Annotated in this window: 19 protein-coding genes and 1 other RNA gene; 17 read left to right on the forward strand and 3 right to left on the reverse strand. The window is 38.7% G+C overall.

Going from position 1 to position 21,359, the window contains the following annotated elements; all coding sequences use genetic code 11:
• The first annotated feature begins 8 nt into the window (after nucleotides 1-8).
• From BN6559_RS14600 to BN6559_RS14670, 15 genes are all read left to right on the forward strand, one after another.
• On the forward strand, nucleotides 9-1,205 hold the full coding sequence (locus BN6559_RS14600; protein ID WP_110955407.1) for a M20 metallopeptidase family protein: 1,197 nt from the start codon (nucleotides 9-11) through the stop codon (nucleotides 1,203-1,205).
• A 26-nt stretch (nucleotides 1,206-1,231) separates the two neighbouring features.
• Nucleotides 1,232-1,930 carry an amino acid ABC transporter permease gene (locus BN6559_RS14605; RefSeq protein ID WP_110955408.1) on the forward strand — a complete coding sequence of 233 codons (699 nt, stop codon included), beginning with the start codon at nucleotides 1,232-1,234 and terminating at the stop codon, nucleotides 1,928-1,930.
• Nucleotides 1,931-1,967: 37 nt separating this feature from the next.
• Complete coding sequence (locus tag BN6559_RS14610; protein ID WP_110955409.1) at nucleotides 1,968-2,684, forward strand: amino acid ABC transporter permease; 717 nt, start codon at nucleotides 1,968-1,970, stop codon at nucleotides 2,682-2,684.
• Entirely contained in the window at nucleotides 2,681-3,436 is a 756-nt protein-coding gene (locus BN6559_RS14615; RefSeq protein ID WP_110955410.1) for an amino acid ABC transporter ATP-binding protein, read from the forward strand. The genes BN6559_RS14610 and BN6559_RS14615 overlap by 4 nt, the downstream gene beginning before the upstream one ends.
• Nucleotides 3,437-3,463: 27 nt before the next feature.
• Entirely contained in the window at nucleotides 3,464-4,120 is a 657-nt protein-coding gene (locus BN6559_RS14620) for a DUF1847 domain-containing protein (RefSeq protein WP_110955411.1), read from the forward strand.
• 793 nt (nucleotides 4,121-4,913) lie between these two features.
• Complete coding sequence (eno, locus tag BN6559_RS14625; protein ID WP_110955412.1) at nucleotides 4,914-6,197, forward strand: phosphopyruvate hydratase; 1,284 nt, start codon at nucleotides 4,914-4,916, stop codon at nucleotides 6,195-6,197.
• Between the two features lie 204 nt (nucleotides 6,198-6,401).
• Nucleotides 6,402-7,814 carry a pyruvate kinase gene (pyk, locus tag BN6559_RS14630; protein ID WP_110955413.1) on the forward strand — a complete coding sequence of 471 codons (1,413 nt, stop codon included), beginning with the start codon at nucleotides 6,402-6,404 and terminating at the stop codon, nucleotides 7,812-7,814.
• Nucleotides 7,815-8,173: 359 nt separating this feature from the next.
• Nucleotides 8,174-8,404 (forward strand): preprotein translocase subunit SecG, encoded by a 231-nt coding sequence (secG, locus tag BN6559_RS14635; protein WP_110955414.1) that lies wholly within the window; start codon nucleotides 8,174-8,176, stop codon nucleotides 8,402-8,404.
• A gap of 243 nt (nucleotides 8,405-8,647) precedes the next feature.
• Nucleotides 8,648-9,400 carry an alpha/beta hydrolase gene (locus BN6559_RS14640; RefSeq protein ID WP_199884032.1) on the forward strand — a complete coding sequence of 251 codons (753 nt, stop codon included), beginning with the start codon at nucleotides 8,648-8,650 and terminating at the stop codon, nucleotides 9,398-9,400.
• Nucleotides 9,401-9,424: 24 nt separating this feature from the next.
• Nucleotides 9,425-11,779, forward strand: coding sequence for a ribonuclease R (rnr, locus tag BN6559_RS14645; protein ID WP_110955415.1), 2,355 nt, complete (start codon nucleotides 9,425-9,427; stop codon nucleotides 11,777-11,779).
• Between the two features lie 258 nt (nucleotides 11,780-12,037).
• On the forward strand, nucleotides 12,038-12,514 hold the full coding sequence (gene smpB / locus BN6559_RS14650; protein ID WP_110955416.1) for an SsrA-binding protein SmpB: 477 nt from the start codon (nucleotides 12,038-12,040) through the stop codon (nucleotides 12,512-12,514).
• 102 nt (nucleotides 12,515-12,616) lie between these two features.
• Nucleotides 12,617-12,970: a transfer-messenger RNA gene (ssrA, locus tag BN6559_RS14655) on the forward strand.
• A gap of 496 nt (nucleotides 12,971-13,466) precedes the next feature.
• The gene (gene ltrA, locus BN6559_RS14660) at nucleotides 13,467-14,741 is read left to right on the forward strand and encodes a group II intron reverse transcriptase/maturase (RefSeq protein ID WP_199884034.1); all 1,275 of its coding nucleotides are present in this window, start codon (nucleotides 13,467-13,469) and stop codon (nucleotides 14,739-14,741) included.
• A 519-nt stretch (nucleotides 14,742-15,260) separates the two neighbouring features.
• Complete coding sequence (locus BN6559_RS14665; protein ID WP_234407936.1) at nucleotides 15,261-15,770, forward strand: GNAT family N-acetyltransferase; 510 nt, start codon at nucleotides 15,261-15,263, stop codon at nucleotides 15,768-15,770.
• Between the two features lie 232 nt (nucleotides 15,771-16,002).
• The gene (locus BN6559_RS14670; RefSeq protein WP_110955418.1) at nucleotides 16,003-17,241 is read left to right on the forward strand and encodes an IS256 family transposase; all 1,239 of its coding nucleotides are present in this window, start codon (nucleotides 16,003-16,005) and stop codon (nucleotides 17,239-17,241) included.
• Between the two features lie 78 nt (nucleotides 17,242-17,319).
• On the opposite strand, the gene BN6559_RS14675 is transcribed toward BN6559_RS14670, so the two are convergent.
• Nucleotides 17,320-17,814: a PepSY domain-containing protein gene (locus tag BN6559_RS14675; protein ID WP_199884035.1), complete on the reverse strand. Its 495-nt coding sequence runs from the start codon at nucleotides 17,812-17,814 to the stop codon at nucleotides 17,320-17,322.
• 393 nt (nucleotides 17,815-18,207) lie between these two features.
• Here BN6559_RS14675 and BN6559_RS14680 point away from each other — a divergent pair, with 393 nt between their 5' ends.
• Nucleotides 18,208-19,158, forward strand: a complete 951-nt coding sequence (locus BN6559_RS14680; protein ID WP_110955420.1) for a hydroxyacid dehydrogenase — start codon at nucleotides 18,208-18,210, stop codon at nucleotides 19,156-19,158.
• A 125-nt stretch (nucleotides 19,159-19,283) separates the two neighbouring features.
• Here BN6559_RS14680 and BN6559_RS14685 read toward each other — a convergent pair whose 3' ends face one another.
• Entirely contained in the window at nucleotides 19,284-19,862 is a 579-nt protein-coding gene (locus BN6559_RS14685) for a TetR/AcrR family transcriptional regulator (RefSeq protein WP_110955421.1), read from the reverse strand.
• A gap of 173 nt (nucleotides 19,863-20,035) precedes the next feature.
• Here BN6559_RS14685 and BN6559_RS14690 point away from each other — a divergent pair, with 173 nt between their 5' ends.
• Complete coding sequence (locus BN6559_RS14690; RefSeq protein WP_110955422.1) at nucleotides 20,036-20,833, forward strand: nitroreductase family protein; 798 nt, start codon at nucleotides 20,036-20,038, stop codon at nucleotides 20,831-20,833.
• A 100-nt stretch (nucleotides 20,834-20,933) separates the two neighbouring features.
• Here the strand turns inward: BN6559_RS14690 and BN6559_RS14695 are convergent, their stop codons facing one another.
• The gene (locus BN6559_RS14695) at nucleotides 20,934-21,356 is read right to left on the reverse strand and encodes a pyridoxamine 5'-phosphate oxidase family protein (protein WP_110955423.1); all 423 of its coding nucleotides are present in this window, start codon (nucleotides 21,354-21,356) and stop codon (nucleotides 20,934-20,936) included.
• Nucleotides 21,357-21,359: the final 3 nt, after the last annotated feature.

Below are 21,359 nucleotides of genomic sequence, written 5' to 3' on the forward strand. Positions count from 1 at the left end.
AGAAGACAATGCATACACTAAATCATAAAATTTTCGAGCTAACAGAAGCAGTTTATCCTGCATTGGTTCCACTCAGACATCAAATACATGAAAATCCTGAATTGGGATATCAAGAATATAAAACCTCAGGTTTGGTTGCAAAAACTTTAAAAAATTGGCAGATTCCCATAGAGAAAATTCCTGGAACGACTGCGATTATCGGCTATATTAAAGGCCAATTGGACAGCGACAACAGCATTGCGATTCGGGCGGATATGGATGCGTTGCCGCTCCATGAAACTTCAGGTGTTTCCTATGCATCTAAAACTTCAGGTGTTATGCATGCTTGTGGTCATGATGTAAACACGGTAAATTTGCTGGGAACTGCATATGTACTCTCACATTTAACAGCACACTTTGGTGGCACGATTAAATTGATATTTCAGCCAGCAGAAGAGATTTTTGGCGGTGCACAAGAAATTATTGATTACGGAGTTCTTGACAATCCCACAGTGTCAGCGATTTTGGCGGCACATGTGAATGCGCGGTATCCTGTAGGTGCGGTTGCGGTCAAGTCGGGTACGGTAAACATGGCAGCCAGTACGTTTGAAGTTGCGTTGCAAGGCAGAGGCGGTCACGCTTCTGCACCGTATGCTACAGAGGATATTGTGTCAACTGCAGCAAAGCTCATTCTTGATTTTCAGTCGATTCCAAGGCGGATACTGAATTATATTGATCCCGCTGTCGTAGCAATTGCTACGATTCATGCGGGCGATAGAAATAATGTGATTCCAAGCCAATTACGCTTTACCGGAACCGTTCGAGGTACAGAATATAAAGTACATCAGATGATAGAGAATGAAATGCGTAAAGTTTTGCAGGCGCATGAGCTTGTTACTGGCGTAAAAGGAAGTCTGGAGTTTCAGTTTGCTTCGCAGGCGATCGTGAATGATCCTCTATTGACCCAAAGCTTTATAACGGCAGCAGAGGAGCTAGTAGGCAAAGAACAGGTGATTCTTGTCGATAAACCGACAAATGGATCAGAGAATTTCGCACTTTTTTCTGAAAGGGTGCCTTCTGTATATTTCCGTATTGGTGGAACAGCAAAGGGCGAAACAGCTGTGGCTTTTGCACATAATGCAAATTTCAAAGTCGAAGATGCATCCCTAAAAACAGGCGTTATGGTCATGGCAAAAGCAGCGATTCAATTCATTCAGGAAACATGAGAATGAGCAAGAAAGAGGTGTGAATTTTGGGGAGTTATTTTAGTGTTGATTATATGATCAAAGCTTTTCCAACTTTGTTATCTTATATTGATGTTACGATTATTGTCACGGTTGTGGCAGAACTGTTTGGGTTTATCATTGGTTGTCTTGTTGCAATCATTCGGATTAATCAAGTCAAAGTGTTGAATCAAATCTGTCTTGTATATATATCCTTTATTCGAGGTACACCATTTTTAGTGCAGCTGTATTTGGTTTGTTTTGGTCTGCCACAGTTATTGCAGGGCTTGGGATATCAAGATATCCGTTCTATACCGGGACTGCTTTTCGTTTTTCTCATCATGTCAATCCATGCGGGTGCTTATATTGCAGAAGTTATGCGCAGCAGTATATTAGCAGTTGATAAAGGTCAATTAGAGGCGGCACATTCCATTGGGATGCGTACATGGCAGGCTTATCTTAGAATTGTTTTGCCGCAGGCATTTAGCATGGCGATACCATCATTGAGTAATAATGTGATTTCGACATTAAAAAGTACTTCGCTAATTTTCAACGTTGGCGTAGTGGATATGCTGCGAAAAGCTGATTTAATGGGATCGTATAGCTATCGTCATTTAGAGTTATATGTAGATGTTGCAATTATTTATGTGCTTTTGTGTTTTGTTATTCAGGCCATTACGTATGTAATAGAGCGCCGTACGATATTAGGAAAGCAGCTTGCTTCTTAACTATCGCTGATTAGAGAAGAAAAGAGGAGCATGTATCATGACGCAACTTATCGATCCATATTTTTTATTAGAAATATTTTTAAAACTGATAGAGTATATTCCGGTGACTTTGGGACTTGCGATTAGCAGTATGTTTTTTGCTAGTGTCTTGGGGCTGGTAGTGATGCTGATTCGGTTGAAAAAAATTCCCTTTTTAAGCAAACTAGCCGATGCATATGTATTGCTAGGCAGGGCTTTACCCACAATGGTAATCTTATATATTGTTTTTTTTGCCTTACCGATTTTTCTCATGATTTTTAGTGAGACGACGGGAACTAAAATAGATTTTAATCAAATTCCTGCGACAGTATTTGCTGTTATCGGGTTGACTTTGCATACAGGGGCGTATTTAACAGAGGCTTTTCGTGCTGCAGTGCAATCGGTAGAAAAAGGGCAGATGGAAGCCGCCTATTCTATCGGAATGACTTGGTGGCAGGGGTTTTATCGTATCATTCTTCGGCAGGCTGCGGTTTTTGCGATGCCGTTGATGGTAAATCAGTTTCTGAATTTAATTAAAGGAACCTCCATTGCGTTTATGATTACTGTCATGGAATTGTTTGGTGCGGCAAATGTGATTTGTGCGGATAACAATCGTTATTTGGAAGTTTATATTGTGGTAGCAGGTATTTATTGGGGTATGAGTATTTTGTTTGAGAAATTATTTTTGGTTATTGAAAATAAATTAGCATTTTTCAAGAAAGGGGTGAACGAATGATTACGTTTAAAAATATTCATAAATCATTTGGGAACAATGAAGTTTTAAAAGGTATTGATTATAGTGTGCAGACTGGTTCGGTAACGGTGATTTTGGGACCAAGCGGATCAGGGAAGACAACACTGTTACGATCGATTAATTTTCTTGAAAAAGCTGACCGTGGTGAAATTATTTTAGATGATCTTCATATTGATGTCGAAAAAGTAACCCGAAAACAAATTCATGAGATTCGTCAACGGACGGCGATGGTTTTTCAATCTTATAATTTGTTTAAAAATAAAACGGCATTAGAAAATATTATGGAAGGTCTGCTCATCGTAAAGAAAATGCCGAAAGCTGAGGCGAAGAAAACAGCAGAGCATTACTTGGAGAAGGTCGGATTGGCGAATAAAGGCGATGCTTATCCCCATCAACTGTCAGGCGGTCAGCAGCAGCGTATCGGCATTGCCAGAGCTTTAGCGCTAAATCCGGATGTGATTTTATTTGATGAACCGACATCAGCACTTGATCCGGAATTGGTCGGCGAAGTTTTGGAAGTCATGCGGAAAGTGGCACAGGAAGTCAATTGTACAATGATTGTAGTCACACATGAAATTGGTTTTGCCCGTGAGGTTGCAGATCATGTTGTTTTCATGGATGGTGGTGTCATTGTGGAAGAAGGGGTGCCGGAAAAAATACTTTGCAGACCGGAAAATGAACGTACAAAACAATTTTTAGCGCGGTACGTTTCTTTTACGGAATATAATATTTAAATTCAAATAGAAAGTTAGGGGAGTAAAATGACGACAACAAATACAAAAGAAAGTCCTTGCCTTACATGCACGGACTGTGGAACTGCGAGCTGCAGCAAAGGAGACGGGCGTTATCCGGAATTTTGCTTAACAACGCATTTGACCGATAAAGAAATAGAAAAAATCGTAGATCTTTATAATAATAATGAAGAAGTACGAAAAATTGCCATTGCCGGAGCTGAAGTTGAGGGCGAATTTTACGGCAAATATACACGGGTTGAAGAAATCATGGAATTTGCAAGAAGAATTGGTGCCAAAAAGATTGGAATCGCGACCTGTTCTGGTCTCATCAATGAAAGTAGAATTTTTGCCCGTATTTTAAAAGTACATGGTTTTCAGCCTTATGGTGTAGCTTGTAAAATTGGTGCAATACCAAAGGAAAAGATTAACCTTGAAGAGAAGTATATTAGAACACCAGGTTCAAGTGCATGTAATCCTGTTATGCAAGCAAAAATATTAAATAAAAATAAAACTGACTTAAATGTCGTAGTTGGTTTATGTGTTGGTCATGACAGCTTGTTTTACAAATACTCCAAAGCTGTAACAACGACGTTAGTTACCAAAGATAGACTTACAGGACATAACCCAGTCGCTGCACTTTATACAGCGCAAAGTTACTACAAAAAATTATTGAGTAGTCAATAATAGAGAAATGTGTTTACTATGACAGATAGGCCGCGGGTTGGCGATAAGCACTCATCTGCGTCGTTACAGTAAGGTGCTGTTCGTCGACGTACAACAGTACGACTCCTTCACAGCCCCTTACTGTGCCTAGCATCTGAGCACTTCTCACCAACCGGCGACCTATCTTTGTACTAGTTTATAAGTGGAACGGGTTTCAGTAGCGGGGATTCACTTAGGTGAATCCCCGCTAGTTTTTTACGGTCTGGCTGTTGCATTTTAATGCGGCAGTTCTTTCGTTCCCCTGGCCTTTTCCGGAAAAATACGTTCCGAAGGATGAAAAATGATCGGCTTACGTTAAGAAATTCGCTTGTCTGAACGAAGTGAGTTTGCGAATTTTAGTAAGCCGATCATTTTTCAAGGATTTTGGAGGACTGAGGCCTAGACTTTTTGGTCCTTTTGGGTCAATGCCAAAAGGACATCTACGTATTAAGAGGTTTAGCAATAAAACCTCAGAATAACACTCTTGCTTTATCAAAGAATAAAATAAAAAAATATTTTAAAAATTAAATTATTCTTCTATTTTACAAAAATAATTAAATTTTTGTTGCAAAATAGGAAAATAAGGTCAAATTATGCACCATTTTTCACAAATTCGTAAATTATACGCATTTCTGTATATTCTGAATTTATTATAATTAAGATTTATGTAAAATAATTGTTTTACTTATCGTAAAAAAAGGTGTAAAATAGTATATAACGCATGTAATATTTTACATACTATAGTTATCATGAATTTCTAGGGGGATTTAAAATTATGAGTATTATTAACGAAGTTTTTGCACGCGAAATCATGGATTCTAGAGGTAACCCAACCGTAGAAGTAGAAGTTTATTTAGAAGACGGAAGTATGGGCAGAGCTGCTGTACCATCCGGTGCTTCAACAGGAATGTATGAAGCAGTTGAATTAAGAGATGGTGACAAAAGCCGTTACTTAGGTAAAGGTGTTTTGAAAGCTGTTGCGAATGTTAACGATATTATTGCTCCAGAAATTATTGGTATGGATGCTGTAGATCAAATCGGTATCGATACTTTACTTTGTGAACTAGATGGTACACCAAATAAAGCTAAATTAGGTGCAAATGCAACTTTGGGTGTTTCAATGGCTGTAGCAAAAGCTGCTGCTGAAGCTGTAGGATTGTCCTTGTATCAATATTTAGGCGGCTTTAATGCCAAAGAATTGCCAGTGCCAATGATGAACATTTTAAATGGCGGTGAGCATGCTGATAACAATGTTGATATCCAAGAATTTATGATTATGCCAGTTGGCGCAACTAGCTTTGCACAAGCATTACGCATGGGCGCTGAAATTTATCATAATTTAAAATCTGTTCTTAAAGCGCGCGGTTTAAATACTGCAATTGGTGATGAAGGTGGTTTTGCACCAAACTTAACTTCAAATGAAGATGCGCTTGGAGCTATTGTTGAAGCGATTGAAAAAGCTGGTTACAAACCAGGTGAAGAAGTAAAATTAGCACTTGACGTTGCGTCTTCTGAAATGTATGATAACGGTAAGTACAATTTTAAAGGTGAAGGCGTCGTAAGAACGAGTGACGAAATGATTGACTTCTATGAAAAATTAGTCGAAAAATACCCAATCATCTCCATCGAAGATGGCTTGGATGAAAACGACTGGGATGGTTGGAAAAAATTAACCGACCGCCTTGGCAAAAAAGTTCAATTGGTTGGTGACGATTTATTCGTTACAAATCCTAAACGTTTAGCAGATGGTATTGAAAAAGGCGTTGGTAACTCCATTTTGGTAAAAGTAAACCAAATTGGTACTGTAACTGAAGCTTTCGATGCAATGGAAATGGCGAAACGTGCTGGATATACTTGCGTTGTATCTCACCGTTCCGGTGAAACTGAAGATGCAACAATTGCGGATATCGCAGTAGCAGTAAACGCTGGTCAGATCAAAACTGGCGCACCTACACGCAGCGATCGTATTGCAAAATACAATCAATTGTTGAGAATTGAGGAAGAATTAGCAAGTGTAGCACAATTTAAAGGTGCAGACGCTTTTTATAACTTAAAATAGTAAGCTTAGAGACAGCGCAAAGCATAGAAGATTCTTCCATGTTTTTGCGCTGTTTTTTTATAATGTATAATTTTGTAATTTAAAACGTAAAGATAATTTTGTTTTGTATAAAGTATGAATTTTGTGCAAAACTTAAATTATATATTTTGCAGGTAATTTATATCTCTAAGGCTTAAAAATTTAGTGATAGGGTAGGGATTTTAAATGTTAAAGAAAACAAAAATCGTTTGTACAATGGGACCTAGCGTTGAAAGAGAAGGCGTTCTTGACGGCTTAATCGCAAGTGGCATGAATGTTGCTCGTTTTAATTTCTCTCATGGAAATCATCAAGAACATGGTGAAAGAATTCAAGCAGTGAGAGCTGCAAGTAAAAAAGCTAGTAAAGTAATTTCTCTTATGCTGGATACCAAAGGTCCAGAAATGCGTTTAGGTAAATTCGCTGCCGGCAAAGTACAACTTGTAGAAGGTAAAAAATTCACATTAACACATGATGATGCTGAAGGTGACGAAACGCATGTTTCCGTAAGCCATAAAGTGCTTTATAAAGAAGTAAAACCAAATGACATCATTTTACTTTCCGATGGTTTGGTAAGTTTACACGTAGACGAAATTGCAGGCAAAGACATCGTGACGACTGTCTTGAACAGTGGTGTAATGGGAACTTTAAAACGTGTTGCAGTTCCTGGGGTATCCATTAGCTTACCGCCAATTTCCGATCGTGATATAGACGATATTCTATATGGCATTAAACAAGATATGGATTTCATCGCTGCTTCGTTTATTCAACGTGCTGCTGATGTACAAGCCATTCGCAAATTGATCAAAGAGAATGGTGGACATATGGAAATTATATCCAAGATCGAAAACATGGAAGGCGTAAACAATATTGATTCAATCATTGAAGTTTCAGATGGCATCATGGTAGCGCGTGGGGATCTTGGTGTTGAAATACCAGCAGAAGATGTTCCATTGATTCAAAAAATGATTATTGACAAATGTAATAAAGTTGGCAAACCTGTTATCGTTGCAACACAAATGCTTGAATCTATGATTACAAATCCTCGTCCAACAAGAGCAGAAGCAAGTGACGTTGCCAATGCGATCTTAGATGGAACGGATGCAATCATGTTGAGTGGTGAAACAGCAAGTGGTGACTATCCTGTGGAAGCAGTGCAAACAATGAACAAAATTTCACAGCGTATTGAAGCATCTTTGAAATATAAAAAATTGTATGTAAACAGAGGGTTTGAACTTCAACAATCTACTACGGATGCCATTGCACATGCGACTGTTCAAATGGCATATGAATTAGATGCAGCAGCAATTATTACACCAACACAAAGCGGTTATACGACGAAAGTTGTTTCTAAGTATCGTCCAAAAGCTGCGATTGTTGCTTTTGCAGAAGATGAAGTGGTAGCACGTCATTTGAATCTACGCTGGGGTGTTTATTCTATTGTGGGTAAACCATGGCATAATGTAGATGAAATGATTGCTATTGCAACAGAAAGTGCTGTAAAAGAAAAATACGTTAAATATGGTGATATTACTGTTATTACTTCCGGTATCACATTTGGACAAGGTAATACCAGTATGATTCGTGTACACACTATTTAAAAATGCTTAACGAGGACAGATAGGGAGCGGGCAGGCGATAAGATAAGCACTCATCTGCGTCGTTGCATTAAGGTGCTGCTCGTCGACGTACCTGAGTGCGACTCCTTTGCAACTCCTTAATGCGCCTAGCATCTGAGCACTTTTCGCCAGCCGGCGACCTATCTTCGTAATCGTTTATAAGTGGAACGAATTTTAGCAGCGCGTATATCACCTATGTGAATACGCGCTGCTTTGTATATAGTTAAACTGCCGTTTGCTTTATTTTCGCTCTCTCCTTTTTATGTTAGCTTTTCTTGCGAAATGATTCTCGTTTGTGGTATGATGTTAAATAACAAATTTATTTTAGGTGGTGCATAGTTTTGGTCACAGCTTTAATGATTATAGATGCGATTATCTGTATTTTGCTTATTGCATCCGTAGTTTTGCAATCAAGTAAAAGTGCAGGTATGGGTGGTTCGATTTCCGGCGGCGCTGATGCTGTTTTTGGCGGCAAAGCTAAGGGTCTTGATGCTTTTTTATCCAGAGTAACGATGATATTAGGTGCGTTATTCGGGATTATTACGCTTGTAATTGCAAAATTAACTGCATAATATAATTGTGATGATGAACGTTTTAGTTTTACCGCCATGGAAAAATTAGAGCGTTTTTATTTTTGAGAACATGCAATCATTTGTTATGTTCTCATTTTTATATGTATTTAAGAATTTTAAGTTTTTTTATCGAAAAAATGCGCAAGCTAAATCTAGGAGTGTTAAATTTAGAATAAAATTGTCTAATTTTCGCTATCAATAGTATAATAAAAATAAAGCGTATTTTGGTCGGAGGTTGTAATAGTGGCAGCAATCATAGATGGAGCAGAACCTTTCTTGTTATCGGGCAGCAAATGTGGCATTTTATTAGTACATGGCTTTACTGGAACGCCTACGGAAATGTTTTTGTTGGGGAAACACTTAAATGAGCAAGGCTACACTGTTTTAGGTGTTCGTTTATGTGGACATGGAACGAGTGTAGAAGAAATGGAAACAACGACTTGGTGCAATTGGTATCATTCTGTATGTGACGGTTATCATATATTGAAAGATATCTGTGAAGAGATACATGTAGTCGGTTTGTCCTTAGGTGGCATTTTGTCAATGAAGCTGGCAATGGAATATGATGTGAAGACGGTCACGGCACTCAGTGCACCGATTCATATTGTCAATCGAGGGATCGAGCTGCTGCCGCCGATGGAAGAATGCAAGGGCAAATATGTACCGAAAAAACGACGCAAATTCTCGGATATCGCGCAAGATTATTGTATTGCCTATGATCGTACCCCGATGTCGTGTGTACACTATTTACTGCAGATCATTAAAATAGTTGCCGATGATTTGAAAAAATTAACGACGCCATTACTTGTTATACAAAGTCGTAAAGATCATACAGTACATGCTGAAAGTGCAGAATTTATTTATGATCATGCTGGAAGTCAGCAGAAAAAACTCGTTTGGTTGGAACAATCGGGGCATTTAATTACTTTAGATAACGAACGAGAGCAGGTTTTTAATGAAATTGTAAATTTTCTTCAAATTGGGCAAAATGAATAAAAAGAGAGTCGGAAGATTGGAGGAATTGTTATGTTAAAAGAAAAAATCCTAGATTATATGCGTCATGAAGCATATAAACCATTGACTGCCGAAGACTTAGCGGAGGCATTGCAGCTTACTGGCGATGAACTGAATGAATTTTGGTCTACAATGGAAGAACTAGAACATAATGCTGATATTATTAAAACAAAACGAGATAAATATGGTACACCGGAACGCATGAATTTGGTGGTAGGAAAGCTGAGTATGACTAGTAAAGGTTTTGGCTTCGTGATACCGGATGTGCGTGAGACACCAGAGGAAACGGATGTATTTATTCCTTTGTCACTCATGCTGAGTGCGATGAATAATGACCGAGTCGTTGCCAGAGTGAATCGGCCAAGCGGTATGGGGAAGACACGTGAGGGAGAGATCATCCGCATTGTTTCTCGTGCAAATACGAAGATTGTCGGTACGTTTGAAAACAGTAAAAGCTTCGGCTTCGTCGTTCCCGATGATCCAAAAATCGGACAAGATATTTTTATCAGTAAAGAACATTTTTTAGGTGCGAAAATCGGTGCAAAAGTCGTTGTTGAAATTATCAAATGGCCGGAACGCCGTCGCAGTGCTGAAGGGAAAATTATTGAGGTTTTAGGTTATGTGGGTGATCCTGGCTTAGATATTTTATCTGTTATTAAAAAATATGACTTGCCGATGGAGTTCCCAAGTAAAGTAGAAACAGCTGCTGAGCAGACGCCGGATGTCATTGATGAGAGTGAAATCGAGGGGCGTCGTGATTTACGCGACTGTAAGATTGTTACCATTGATGGTGATGATGCGAAAGATTTAGATGATGGGGTTTATGTAGAAAAACGCGGCAAAGACAAATTTTTCCTCAGTGTGCATATTGCTGACGTCAGTTATTATGTGCGTGAAAATATGCCCCTCGATGAAGAAGCGCGTGCGCGCGGCACTAGTGTATATCTCGTAGATCGAGTGCTTCCTATGTTGCCGCCACGGCTTTCAAATGGAATCTGTAGCTTAAATCAAGGCGAAGATCGTTTGGCGATGTCCATTGAAATGGAAATTGATGCGGATGGGAATGTAAAGAAGTATGAAATTTTCCCAAGTGTAATCAAGGTATATCGTCGTTTAACCTATAATATTGTGCGTAAAATTCTCGTTGACAAAGATGAGGAACTTCGTAAAGATAATGAAGATATTTTAGAGCAGCTTGGCTATATGGAAGAGCTTTGCCATGTACTAAGAAGACGCAGGATGAATCGCGGTGCAATTGATTTTGATTTCCCAGAGGTAAAGGTCAAGTTAGATGGCGAAGGCAAACCAGTCAAATTGCTCAAACGAGTTCGTACATTGTCAGAATCCATTATCGAAGAATGTATGCTTGTTGCCAATGAAACTGTGGCTGAACATATGACGAAATTAAAACTGCCGTTTATGTATCGGGTTCATGAGCAGCCAGAAGCAGGTAAACTAGAAAAACTAAACGCACTTTTAGCAACATTTGGGCAGCATATTGTAAGACCTAATGATGAAGATATCCAACCGGCATTGCTGCAAAAAGTGTTAAAAGAAATAGAAGGTCGTCCGGAAGAGCGCATTATCAGTACGGTTATGCTGCGTTCCTTAAAGCAAGCGCGCTATGAAGCGCAAAATCTTGGCCATTTCGGGTTAGCGGCACGTTATTATACACATTTTACTTCGCCGATTCGCCGTTATCCGGATTTAATTGTACATCGGCTGCTGCGTGAAACTTTTAAAACAGGTACGATTCCGCCAAAACGCCAAGATAAGCTGCGCGGGATTCTACCGGAGATTGCGGCGCATGCGTCATCGCGCGAGCGTCTTGCTGCTGAAGCAGAACGTGAAACAGTCGATATGAAGAAAATCGAATATATGGCACAGTTTATTGGTGAAGAATTTGATGGGATCATCAATGGTGTGACTGCCTTTGGAATTTTCATTGAGCTAGAAAACGGTGTAGAAGGTTTGGTACGTGTATCAAGTATGGAAGATGACTATTATCAGTATGTGGAAGAACAATATGCTTTGATTGGTGAACGGACGAAAAAAGTCTATCGCCTTGGCGATCCAGCACGCGTAATCGTCGCACAAGCCAATGTTGAAACAAGAGCGATTGATTTTATTTTAGCCGATAATGGTACCTATATTCCGATGGCGCCTGTAGAGAAACCTAAATTTGTTTACAAAGAAAAATCAAAACAAGTGGAAAAATCAAAAACGACGTCAACAAAGTCGAAGCAAAAAACAAAAGGAAATACCGGGCATTCATCAGCGAAGACTAAAACGAAGAAAAAAAGTGTACGAACGCATAAAAGCAAAGTGAAGACGAAAGCAAAACCGAAGCACGAATCGTAAGTATATAAAAACGAATGTATGCAGCAGGTTACAATTCGAAAAGGCTAGATTTTGGTAAACAAGTTGAAGGCTCAAACGTTTTGCGTTTAAATTAGAGCCTTCAACTTTATGTAGGGTGTGATATGCGCATTCGAGTTTGAGTGCGTATTCATTTTACTAGAAGATAAACGATGCCTAAGATTTGACCATGAAAATACATATTTGTTATAATGGATGAAGAGTTAGTTCGGCGCGAGGCGCTACTGGGGTGAGAGAAAAATGGGAAAAGGCAATGAAGGAATAAAGACTGCAACGGAAAATCGCAAAGCCAGACATGATTATCATATTCATGAGGCGTTTGAGACAGGCTTGGTTTTGACGGGAACAGAGGTAAAGTCTCTGCGTGCTGGCAAGGCGAATTTAAAAGATAGCTATGCGCAGATCAGAGAAGGCGAGATCTATTTATATAACATGCATATCAGTCCTTATGAAGAAGGCAATCAGTTTAATCATGAACCGCTTCGTCCACGAAAGTTGTTAATGCATAAAGCAGAAATTGTAAAACTATTTAGCAAAACGAGAGAAAAAGGATTCACATTGGTGCCACTTAAAATTTATTTTAAACGTGGTATGGCGAAACTGGAACTCGGTCTTGCTAGTGGTAAGAAAAACTACGATAAGCGTCAAGACTTGGCGCAGCGTGATGCAAAACGCGAAATGGATCGTGCGTTAAAAGATCGGCAGCGTGATTATTAAATAAATCATGCATGTGGAAGAAACGACCAATTGTATTTTGATGCGTAGTGTGTTATACTATCAGATACGGTGCAGAAAATGGTGCCGCGAACTACTTTAATCGGGGGCGTAATGGTTTCGACGGGGGTAGTTGGAGCATAGGTAGCGAGTCGGGGGTTCATCAACCCGTTAGTAAGGTGAAACTTTTATTTAAATATAAAAGCAAACAACGAATACGCTTTAGCAGCTTAATGCTAACCTCTTTCTGACCTAATCCTGCGGGGTTGGAAAAGAGGTCAATTAGCGGGATACCTGATAGCCAATTCTCGGAGGCTTGACTGGGAAATAGATCGAGATAGTATCCGCGAAGCCTGCTTGTGGGCGTCAACGATGTGAATTTTAAAGCACAAGAAGCACTCGGAGAAGCCTATGAGTCAATGCTTTCGGACAGGAGTTCGATTCTCCTCGCCTCCACCAAGTGAATATGCAATAGAGAGTATTGCTGTATATAGAGGAAAAAGCTGCCACGATAAAATGTGGCAGCTTTTTCGTTCCGTGCGCCCGGCATGGGCGCAATCTAACGGGTGAAAGTCCCGAGCGCGGGTTAATAGTGCCAAGCGCATAGTCAAGAGCAAGGGTGTCCATCGCGAGGTGGAATCTGAAGGAAGCTGGCGGCAAATCTCTGGCCTGACGAACAGAAACCACATATAAGGCAGGAGGAAACCGGGTAAAGTCGCGGAACAGACTGAAGCCCCAAACTATTCAAGGTCAATCCTGTAGATGTGGCAGGTAGATGGAGAGAAAGATTGCGTTCTTACCCGGGGAGGTCTCACAGACATGTGAAGATAATTCTTCCGAAACATGGTTGAAATAAGATTTACTGTGAGAAGTCAGCCGAGGTCATAGTACCGAAGATTTTTTTTTCGGGAAGGACTGAACAATAATAGAGTTCGTGAGCAAAGGAAGGTGAGTCATGTTAAGAGAGCAGAAAACCAATAAAATGGGCTGGCCTTGCCAGGGTATGCTGGAAGCAGAGAGTAACAAGGGAGCGCGGAGCGTGACAACACTGGAAATAGCAAAAGAGAACCGCGTAAACCTGTTAGAAGAAATACTAAACCGAAACAACCTCAATACGGCATATGCGCAGGTAGTACGTAAGAAAGGTACAAGCGGAGTAGATGGGATGCAAGTAGGCGAGCTGAAAGAATGGCTGAAGGAAAACAAAGAAGAATTTCTTGAATCACTGCAAGCGGGGAGATACATTCCTAAACCCGTGAAAAGGGTAGGAATTCCGAAGGCGGATGGAGGAATACGAAAACTAGGAATACCGACCGTGGTAGATCGACTCATACAGCAGGCAATTTCGCAAGTGCTAACGCCTATTTTCGAAAAGACATTTTCCGCAAGAAGTTATGGATTTCGCCCGGGAAGGAATGCGCATCAGGCAATAAAACAAGGCGAAGTGTACTACCGGGAGGGATACAAGAAGGTAGTCGACATCGACCTAGCGCAGTACTTCGACACGTTAAACCATGACATGCTCATCAACATGCTCCGCGAGGAAATCAAGGATGAGAGAGTTATAAGCCTCATCCGAAGATACCTGAAAAGTGGAGCTATGGAAGGCGGCATAGTCAGTCCTAGTAAAGCTGGAACCCCGCAAGGAGGAAATCTATCGCCACTGTTATCGAATATCTATCTGACAAAGTTTGACCAACTGCTGGAAAAGCGCGGACATAAGTTCGTAAGATATGCAGATGACTGCAATATCTATGTACGGACAGAGCGTGCGGCAAAGCGAGTTATGGAAAGTTGCGTGAATTTCCTAGAAAGAAAACTAAAATTACAAGTCAATCGCCGAAAGAGCCGAGTAGGAAGCCCACTGAAGGTGAAGTTTCTGGGATTCTCATTGCACAAAGTGGTGAGAAAAATCGGAATACGACCGCATGGAGAAGTACTCAAACGCTATAAAGAGAAAATTAGAGAAATAACGAGCCGAAGTCGTGGGCGTTCAATAAAAGACATAATGCAAGAATTGAGAAACTACACAACCGGTTGGTTAAGCTATTTCTCTATAGCGGATATGCGGACGCAGATACAGGAAATAAATAAATGGATACGACGCAGGCTGCGAATGTATCTATGGAAGCAGTGGAAGAAAATAACCACTCGATTTATGAATCTGCAAAAGCTGGGATTAGATAGAAATAGGGCTTGGCAGTATGCAAATACCCGATTAGGTTATTGACGTATCGCTGGAAGTGCTATTTTACAACGGACACTAACAGACAAATACCTCGAATCTCTAGGCTACATGAACATAGCAAAGAAATACGAGGTACTCCATTTACGTTAAATTATTGAACCGCCGTATACCGAACGGTACGTACGGTGGTGTGAGAGGTCGCTAAATAAATTAATTATTTAGCTCCTACTCGATTTTAGGGGAAGCCATAGCTGATGTTTATCGAACTCGTAAGAGGTTTATGGACTTTATCTTGGGGCTAAAACATCTTTTTACAAACCGGAAATTTTATATAGAAAAATAAAAGGATTTGTTTCTCTATATATAGAAGTTTACAAGAAATAAAAAGGATTTAAATTAAAAAATACATATGAACGAGTCAAATACTTAAATGTGAAAATCAGAAAAAGTCTTTGACTTAAAAATTCCACGGAGAAAAGTTCGCTATGTATGAATTGTTGATTTTTATTTCAGAAAATTAACAAAATTTTAACAATAGGTTTGGCGGTGATAATTTTGGAAGTGATTTTTGAATCAAAAAGATTGTTATTTAGAAAAATTGTGAAGAGTGATTTTTACCATCTATGTTCTATTTTGCAGGATAAAGAAGTGATGTACGCATGGGAACATGAGTTCACGGATGAAGAAGTAAAGAGCTGGATTGATAAAAATTTAAATCGTTACAGCAATGAGGGGTATTCATATTTTGCTGTCATAGAAAAATATACGTATCGTTTTATCGGCGTGATTGGGCCTTTACTCGAAAAGATAGGAGTCGGGGAGCAGATTGGTATTGCTTATATTTTGAATAAACAGTACTGGGGAAAAGGCTTTGCTGTAGAGGGAGCCAAGGCATCGATGGAATATGCATTTCAACATCTAGGTGCAGATAAGGTGATTGCGCAAATCAGACCCAATAATTTGCCATCGAGAAAAGTGGCTGAAAAGCTTGGCATGACAATCGAAGGTGAATATATGAAACAATATAAAGACAAGGAAATGCTGCATTTAGTTTATAGTTGTGAGAAATAAATGTTGTGGGCAGTTCTGCGAAATTGATTGCTTGTTTTAAATAGGAGTTTTATTGCAGAATCTTTTCATGTATACAATAGAAATAGTAAGATCAAATTTAAATTATAGTTTGGATATAGTATAAAAAGCCCTCTTTCATGGGAGTGTAAAATAATCTGTGTAAGTATAAAACTTGCACAGATTATTTTAATATTGGATAATAAAAAATATTAAACACGAAAAGGACGAAAAAATGGCTAGAAAAAACTCTGAACAAGAACAGCTTGCCCAAGAAATTATTGCAAAATATCAACCAAAATCTGTCGAAGATATGCAAAATGCCTTAAAAGATATTTTCGGACCGATGTTCCAAGCAATGCTAAAAGGTGAATTAGATCACCATCTTGGTTATTCAAGTAATGATCGTGGTGAAAAAGAATCCTCAAATCGTCGTAATGGGTATTCACAAAAAACTCTTAAAAGTTCTTTGGGTTCTATTCCAATTGATGTTCCGCGTGATCGTCAAGCGACTTTTAAGCCACAAATTATACCCAAACATAAAACCAATGTATCTGACATTGAGCAAAAAGTTTTAGCGATGTATGCGCGTGGACTCAGTCAACGAGATATAGCCGCAACGATTGAAGATATCTATGGTTTTGAAATATCTCATGAACAAATTTCAATCATCACAGATAAAATATTAGAAGAGCTCGATCAATGGCAAAAACGTCCCTTAAATCCATTCTATCCATTTGTTTTTGTCGACTGCATGTACGTGACAATTCGAAAAGATTATGAAGTTAAGAGTTGCGCAGTTTATACGATTCTTGGGTACAACATGGATGGTCATAAAGATATCTTAGGATTATGGATCAATGAAAATGAAAGTAAGCATACCTGGATGCAAATCTTCGATGAGCTCAAGGCTAGAGGAATACAAGATATCGGATTCATCTGTATGGATGGATTGAGCGGATTAGAAGATGGAGCTAAAGCAATATTTAAAGACGTAAATGTACAGAGATGTATCGTGCATTTAATAAGAAATTCTATAAAATATGTTCCAAGTAAGGACTATAAGGGATTTACAGCCCAGTTAAAGAAAGTATATGGAACTTCAAGTTTAAAAGCGGCAATTGCGGAATTTGAGCGATTTAAAGTGGCGTGGGCAAACTATCCTGGAGCCGTTAGCGTATGGGAACGGAATTTCTCACATATAGAGCAGCTTTTTAATTACGGTAGTGCAGTGCGAAAGATTATGTACACAACAAATGCCATAGAAAGCGTGAATTCAAGTTTCCGAAAAGTGACAAAAAAAGGAGCGTTTCCAAATGAAAACGCCATACTGAAAGTATTGTATTTACGAGTTACAGAACTTTATAAAAAATGGCATGATCGCCCAGTTCTCAATTGGTCTATGGTTCGAAACCAACTTTCAATTGATACTAGGATTCAGCCGATTTTTCAAAAATATGAACAACACTTTTAATCTTGTTACACAAAATTCTTGACACTCCCTCTTTCATTAGCAATTGTCTAATAAAAGAGGGCTTTTTAGCGGAACCCATTAGGCTGGTGAATACTTAATTTCTCTTTCAATAATGATCCCTGTCTGCGGATCGATTTCCATTTCTCCATGCAGGCCTTTGGCTGTAAACTTCACTTCATATTCCCAGTACTTGTCGCTAGTTTCCAGTTTGATTTTATGAATGACTGCATCTGGAAATTCATTGCGGACAATCGTCTTTATTTCAGCTTCACTTAACTTTACGCTTGAGTTGCCTGTATGGTGCCTGCGTTTTGATTGTACTTCGGTTACTTTCTCGGTCAACTTACTAATTTCAACTTCGTACTTTTCGTTTGTTACTTTATGAAAAAATTCGACTTCATACTCGTGATCGTCGACATTCATTGATGTATAGATGGAACCCTCTGGTACCCATTTTTCAGCAAGTTCCCTTGCAGCTGTCTCGTTCATTGCAGCAAAAGAGGTGGAAGCTATAGAAAGTATAGCAATTGATGCCAATGTAGTTATTTGTAATAATTTTTTATAACGTTTCATCTCATTTCCTCCAGTTTTTAAATTGCATTTTTTATATTTATTATAGTGAAAAATATGATAAATTGCAATAATAGCGTGATTAGGAAACATTTAAATTCTATCACGGATTTCGAATGTATTTGTACAAACTTTTATTGAACTGGCATATAAATTATAATACCTATTTTATGTAGATGATTTAGTTAAGGAAGATAAATCAAAAGGAAGGAGAATCGGTAAGACAAGTCGTTTTAAATCATTAAAAATCGAAGTTGTGAAATGATGCGCGGTATATTGACATGAATTCAATTGACCGCTGATATGCCATGATTTTTGTAAAGCACTGCATAAGTTTTCATTAAAAATCTTTGCTGAGAAAGCAGAGGGAAATGTGATTAATAGGGGGCGGATTTGATGTATAAAGTTTTCATTCCTCAAGATATTAGTGACGCTGGGAAAAAATATTTACGTGATTTAGGATATGAAGTTGTAATCGGAACTGCGGCAGATGAAGAGACGATTAAGAAGGAAATTATCGATTGTGATGCACTTATTGCCAGAACAGAGCCTTATCCAAAACAGGTAATTGCGGCAGGGAAGAAGTTAAAGATTATAGCACGGCACGGAGTAGGCACAGATAATATAGATGTAGAAGCGGCAGAACGCCAAGGCGTTTATGTGACAATTGCTAAAAATACAAATGTATATTCTGTGGCTGAACATACAATCGCATTGTTATTAGCTACGGTGAAATCACTGCATCATGCTTATAATGAGATGAAAGCCGGTGATTGGGATATTCGTAATACCTTACCAACGATTGAGTTACGAGGAAAAACCTTAGGCATTATCGGTCTGGGGAATATCGGAAAAGAGGTAGCGCATATTGCACATCATGGATTCCATATGAATATCATTGGATACGATGCGTATGTTGATAAAGATCATCTTGCTGAGTATGTACAGATCGTATCATTGCAGGAATTATATGCAAATTCTGATGCGATCAGCTTACATGTCCCTGCGACCCCGCAAACACGAAATATGATTGATGCAGGTGTACTTAGGCAAATGAAAAACAGTGCGGTGCTGATCAATTGCGCGCGGGGCGGAATTGTAAATGAAAATGATCTTTTCATTGCTTTGAAAAATAAAGAAATTGCTGGTGCGGCGGTGGATTGTTTTGCAGCAGAGCCTGTAGATAAAGATAATCAATTGTTTACTTTATGCAATTTCATTGGATCTCCGCATAATGCGGGCATGACATCAGAAGCACGTGACGCTATGGGAATTTCTTGTGCGAAAGCCATTGATGATGTGCTTCACGGACGAAAACCGCAATATCCCATCAATCATCCGATCTAAAAATTCAGCAGCAGAATGCGTAGGGGATGATATTGGATTTCAAAAGAACATAAAGTTTTGGACATCTTGTAGCCGCTGTCATGTACGTTATCATGCATGTGAAGGATTGCTAGAGGAATGACGATTTAAATATAATTTGCTTTAGAATCGAGTTTATGTAGATTTTGATATCTCTCCATCAGCGACAATAATTGTTCTGCCATATATTCAGCGGAATAAGGCATTGCATTTGTAATCCACCATTCAATGACACCAATGGTTGCCGAAGCAAAATATTGTACCATAATATCCTTGTTTACATCTTTAGGGATACCACTTATCGCAATTTGTTCTTCAATACTCTTCACCATTAAAGCATGCAATCGATTTCTAAAAACAGCAATGCTTTTACTCATGAGCATTTTTGAATAGAAAAAAGCATTTTGTTCTAAGTATTTAAAGGTTTTACAAAGCGAATTCTTACCAGAAATCTTAGTATCATTTTCTCTTGGCTGACAATTTTCAAATAATTTATTTAAGTGATTTTCTATGCACTGATCCAGTAAATCGAATATGTCAGCATAATGCGCATATACAGTTCCCCGGTTTACATTTGCCAGTTCGGCAATTTCATGAATTGTAATTTTTTCAAAATCTTTTTCCAGCATTAGTTTAGTAAAAGCCTCCATAATGGCTTGCCTGGATTTTTCAATACGCCTGTCCATAAGAAATTGCTCCTTCGTATTTTATAAATGAACATTTTTATCTGTTTTGTTTATTAATCAACATATGTGGTTATGTTATTTATTGATTTTAATTTATAGCATTGCTACTATTATATTAAACAAATGTTTGATATTCAACACTTGTTGGTTATTTTATTGAGGAGATGACTATCATGAGCTTAATTACAGTCAACAAAAGGTGTATTAAATGTGGGCTTTGTATTGAAGAATGTCCGGTAGATGTTCTAAAGATGGGGGAGAAAGGGCCAGAGGAAGTGGCGGATAGCAATTGCATTGCCTGTGGACATTGCGTTGCAATATGTCCCAAGACTGCAATAGATAATAAAAAAACACCTCTAGCACAGCAAGTGGATATGAAGGATTTTCCTAAATTAAATCCACAGCAGGCAGAGCATTTTTTAAGATCTCGCCGTTCCATAAGAAATTATCATGACAAGCCTGTACCAAGAGAACTTTTGTCAAAATTAGTGAATATAGCTAGACTAGCTCCCACTGCATCGAATAGTCAAGGTATATCCTATGTTATAATAGAAAATAAACAATTACTTGAAAAATCAGTTGAACTGACGATTCAGATGATAGAAAAATCTCCCGTAAGGCATTTATTAGAAGTAGCGATTACTGGGTATAGAGAAAGAGGCATTGATTCGGTTTTCCGCGGTGCACCAAATTTAATCATAGCAATTGCCGATAAAAATTTATTATATGCTAAAAATAACGCTATTTCTTGTTTAACTTATCTAGAGTTATTTGCCCCGTCATTAGGACTCGGAACCTGTTGGGCCGGAATTTTTGAACATTTTGCAGCTATCGAAAATTCACCATTGACGAATTTATTCAATATTCCCGAAGAAAAAATTGTAGTAGGTGCAGTTATGGTGGGGTATCCTAAGTATAAATATAGGAGACTAGTAGATAGAAATTCACTGGATGTTACATATATAAATTAAAGTGATATTTCATAAAAGACCAAGTGCAAAAAAGGGGCGTCGCATTTTAAAGCGACGCCCCTTTTAGATCTAGTAGATCAATTCTGTCTATATTGTGTTCTTAATCTATGGAGAAACTTTCAGACTTAAAGTTAGCATAATATCGTCCGGTGCGTACTGTAAATTTCAAGATGCAATAATCTGGGTCTGTAACACCTTTAGCGTAATACTGCGTGTCGCCTTCTTGCCAAATCATTTCTTTACTCGCGGCATCCTCCAACACTTCGACTGTGCCTGTTAGCATGATTCCTCTAAAGAATCTTTTATCACAGAAATAGATGCACGCTTTTGGATTAGAACGATACTGCGATACTCTCATAGAAGAAGTGTTTGTCGAAAAGTAAAAGGTTTTTATGCCCTCTCTTTTTCTCGGAGGAAGCATGGCCTTTGTATTAGGAAATCCACTTTCGTCCACCGAACTAATAAAGGCAACACTCTGTTTGTCAATTAAGTTTCCTATCGTTTTCTCCGCATCTCTTAACATTCT

Origin of the sequence: Massilibacillus massiliensis (assembly GCF_900086705.1) — a bacterium.
Lineage (GTDB): Bacteria > Bacillota > Negativicutes > FLKF01 > FLKF01 > Massilibacillus > Massilibacillus massiliensis.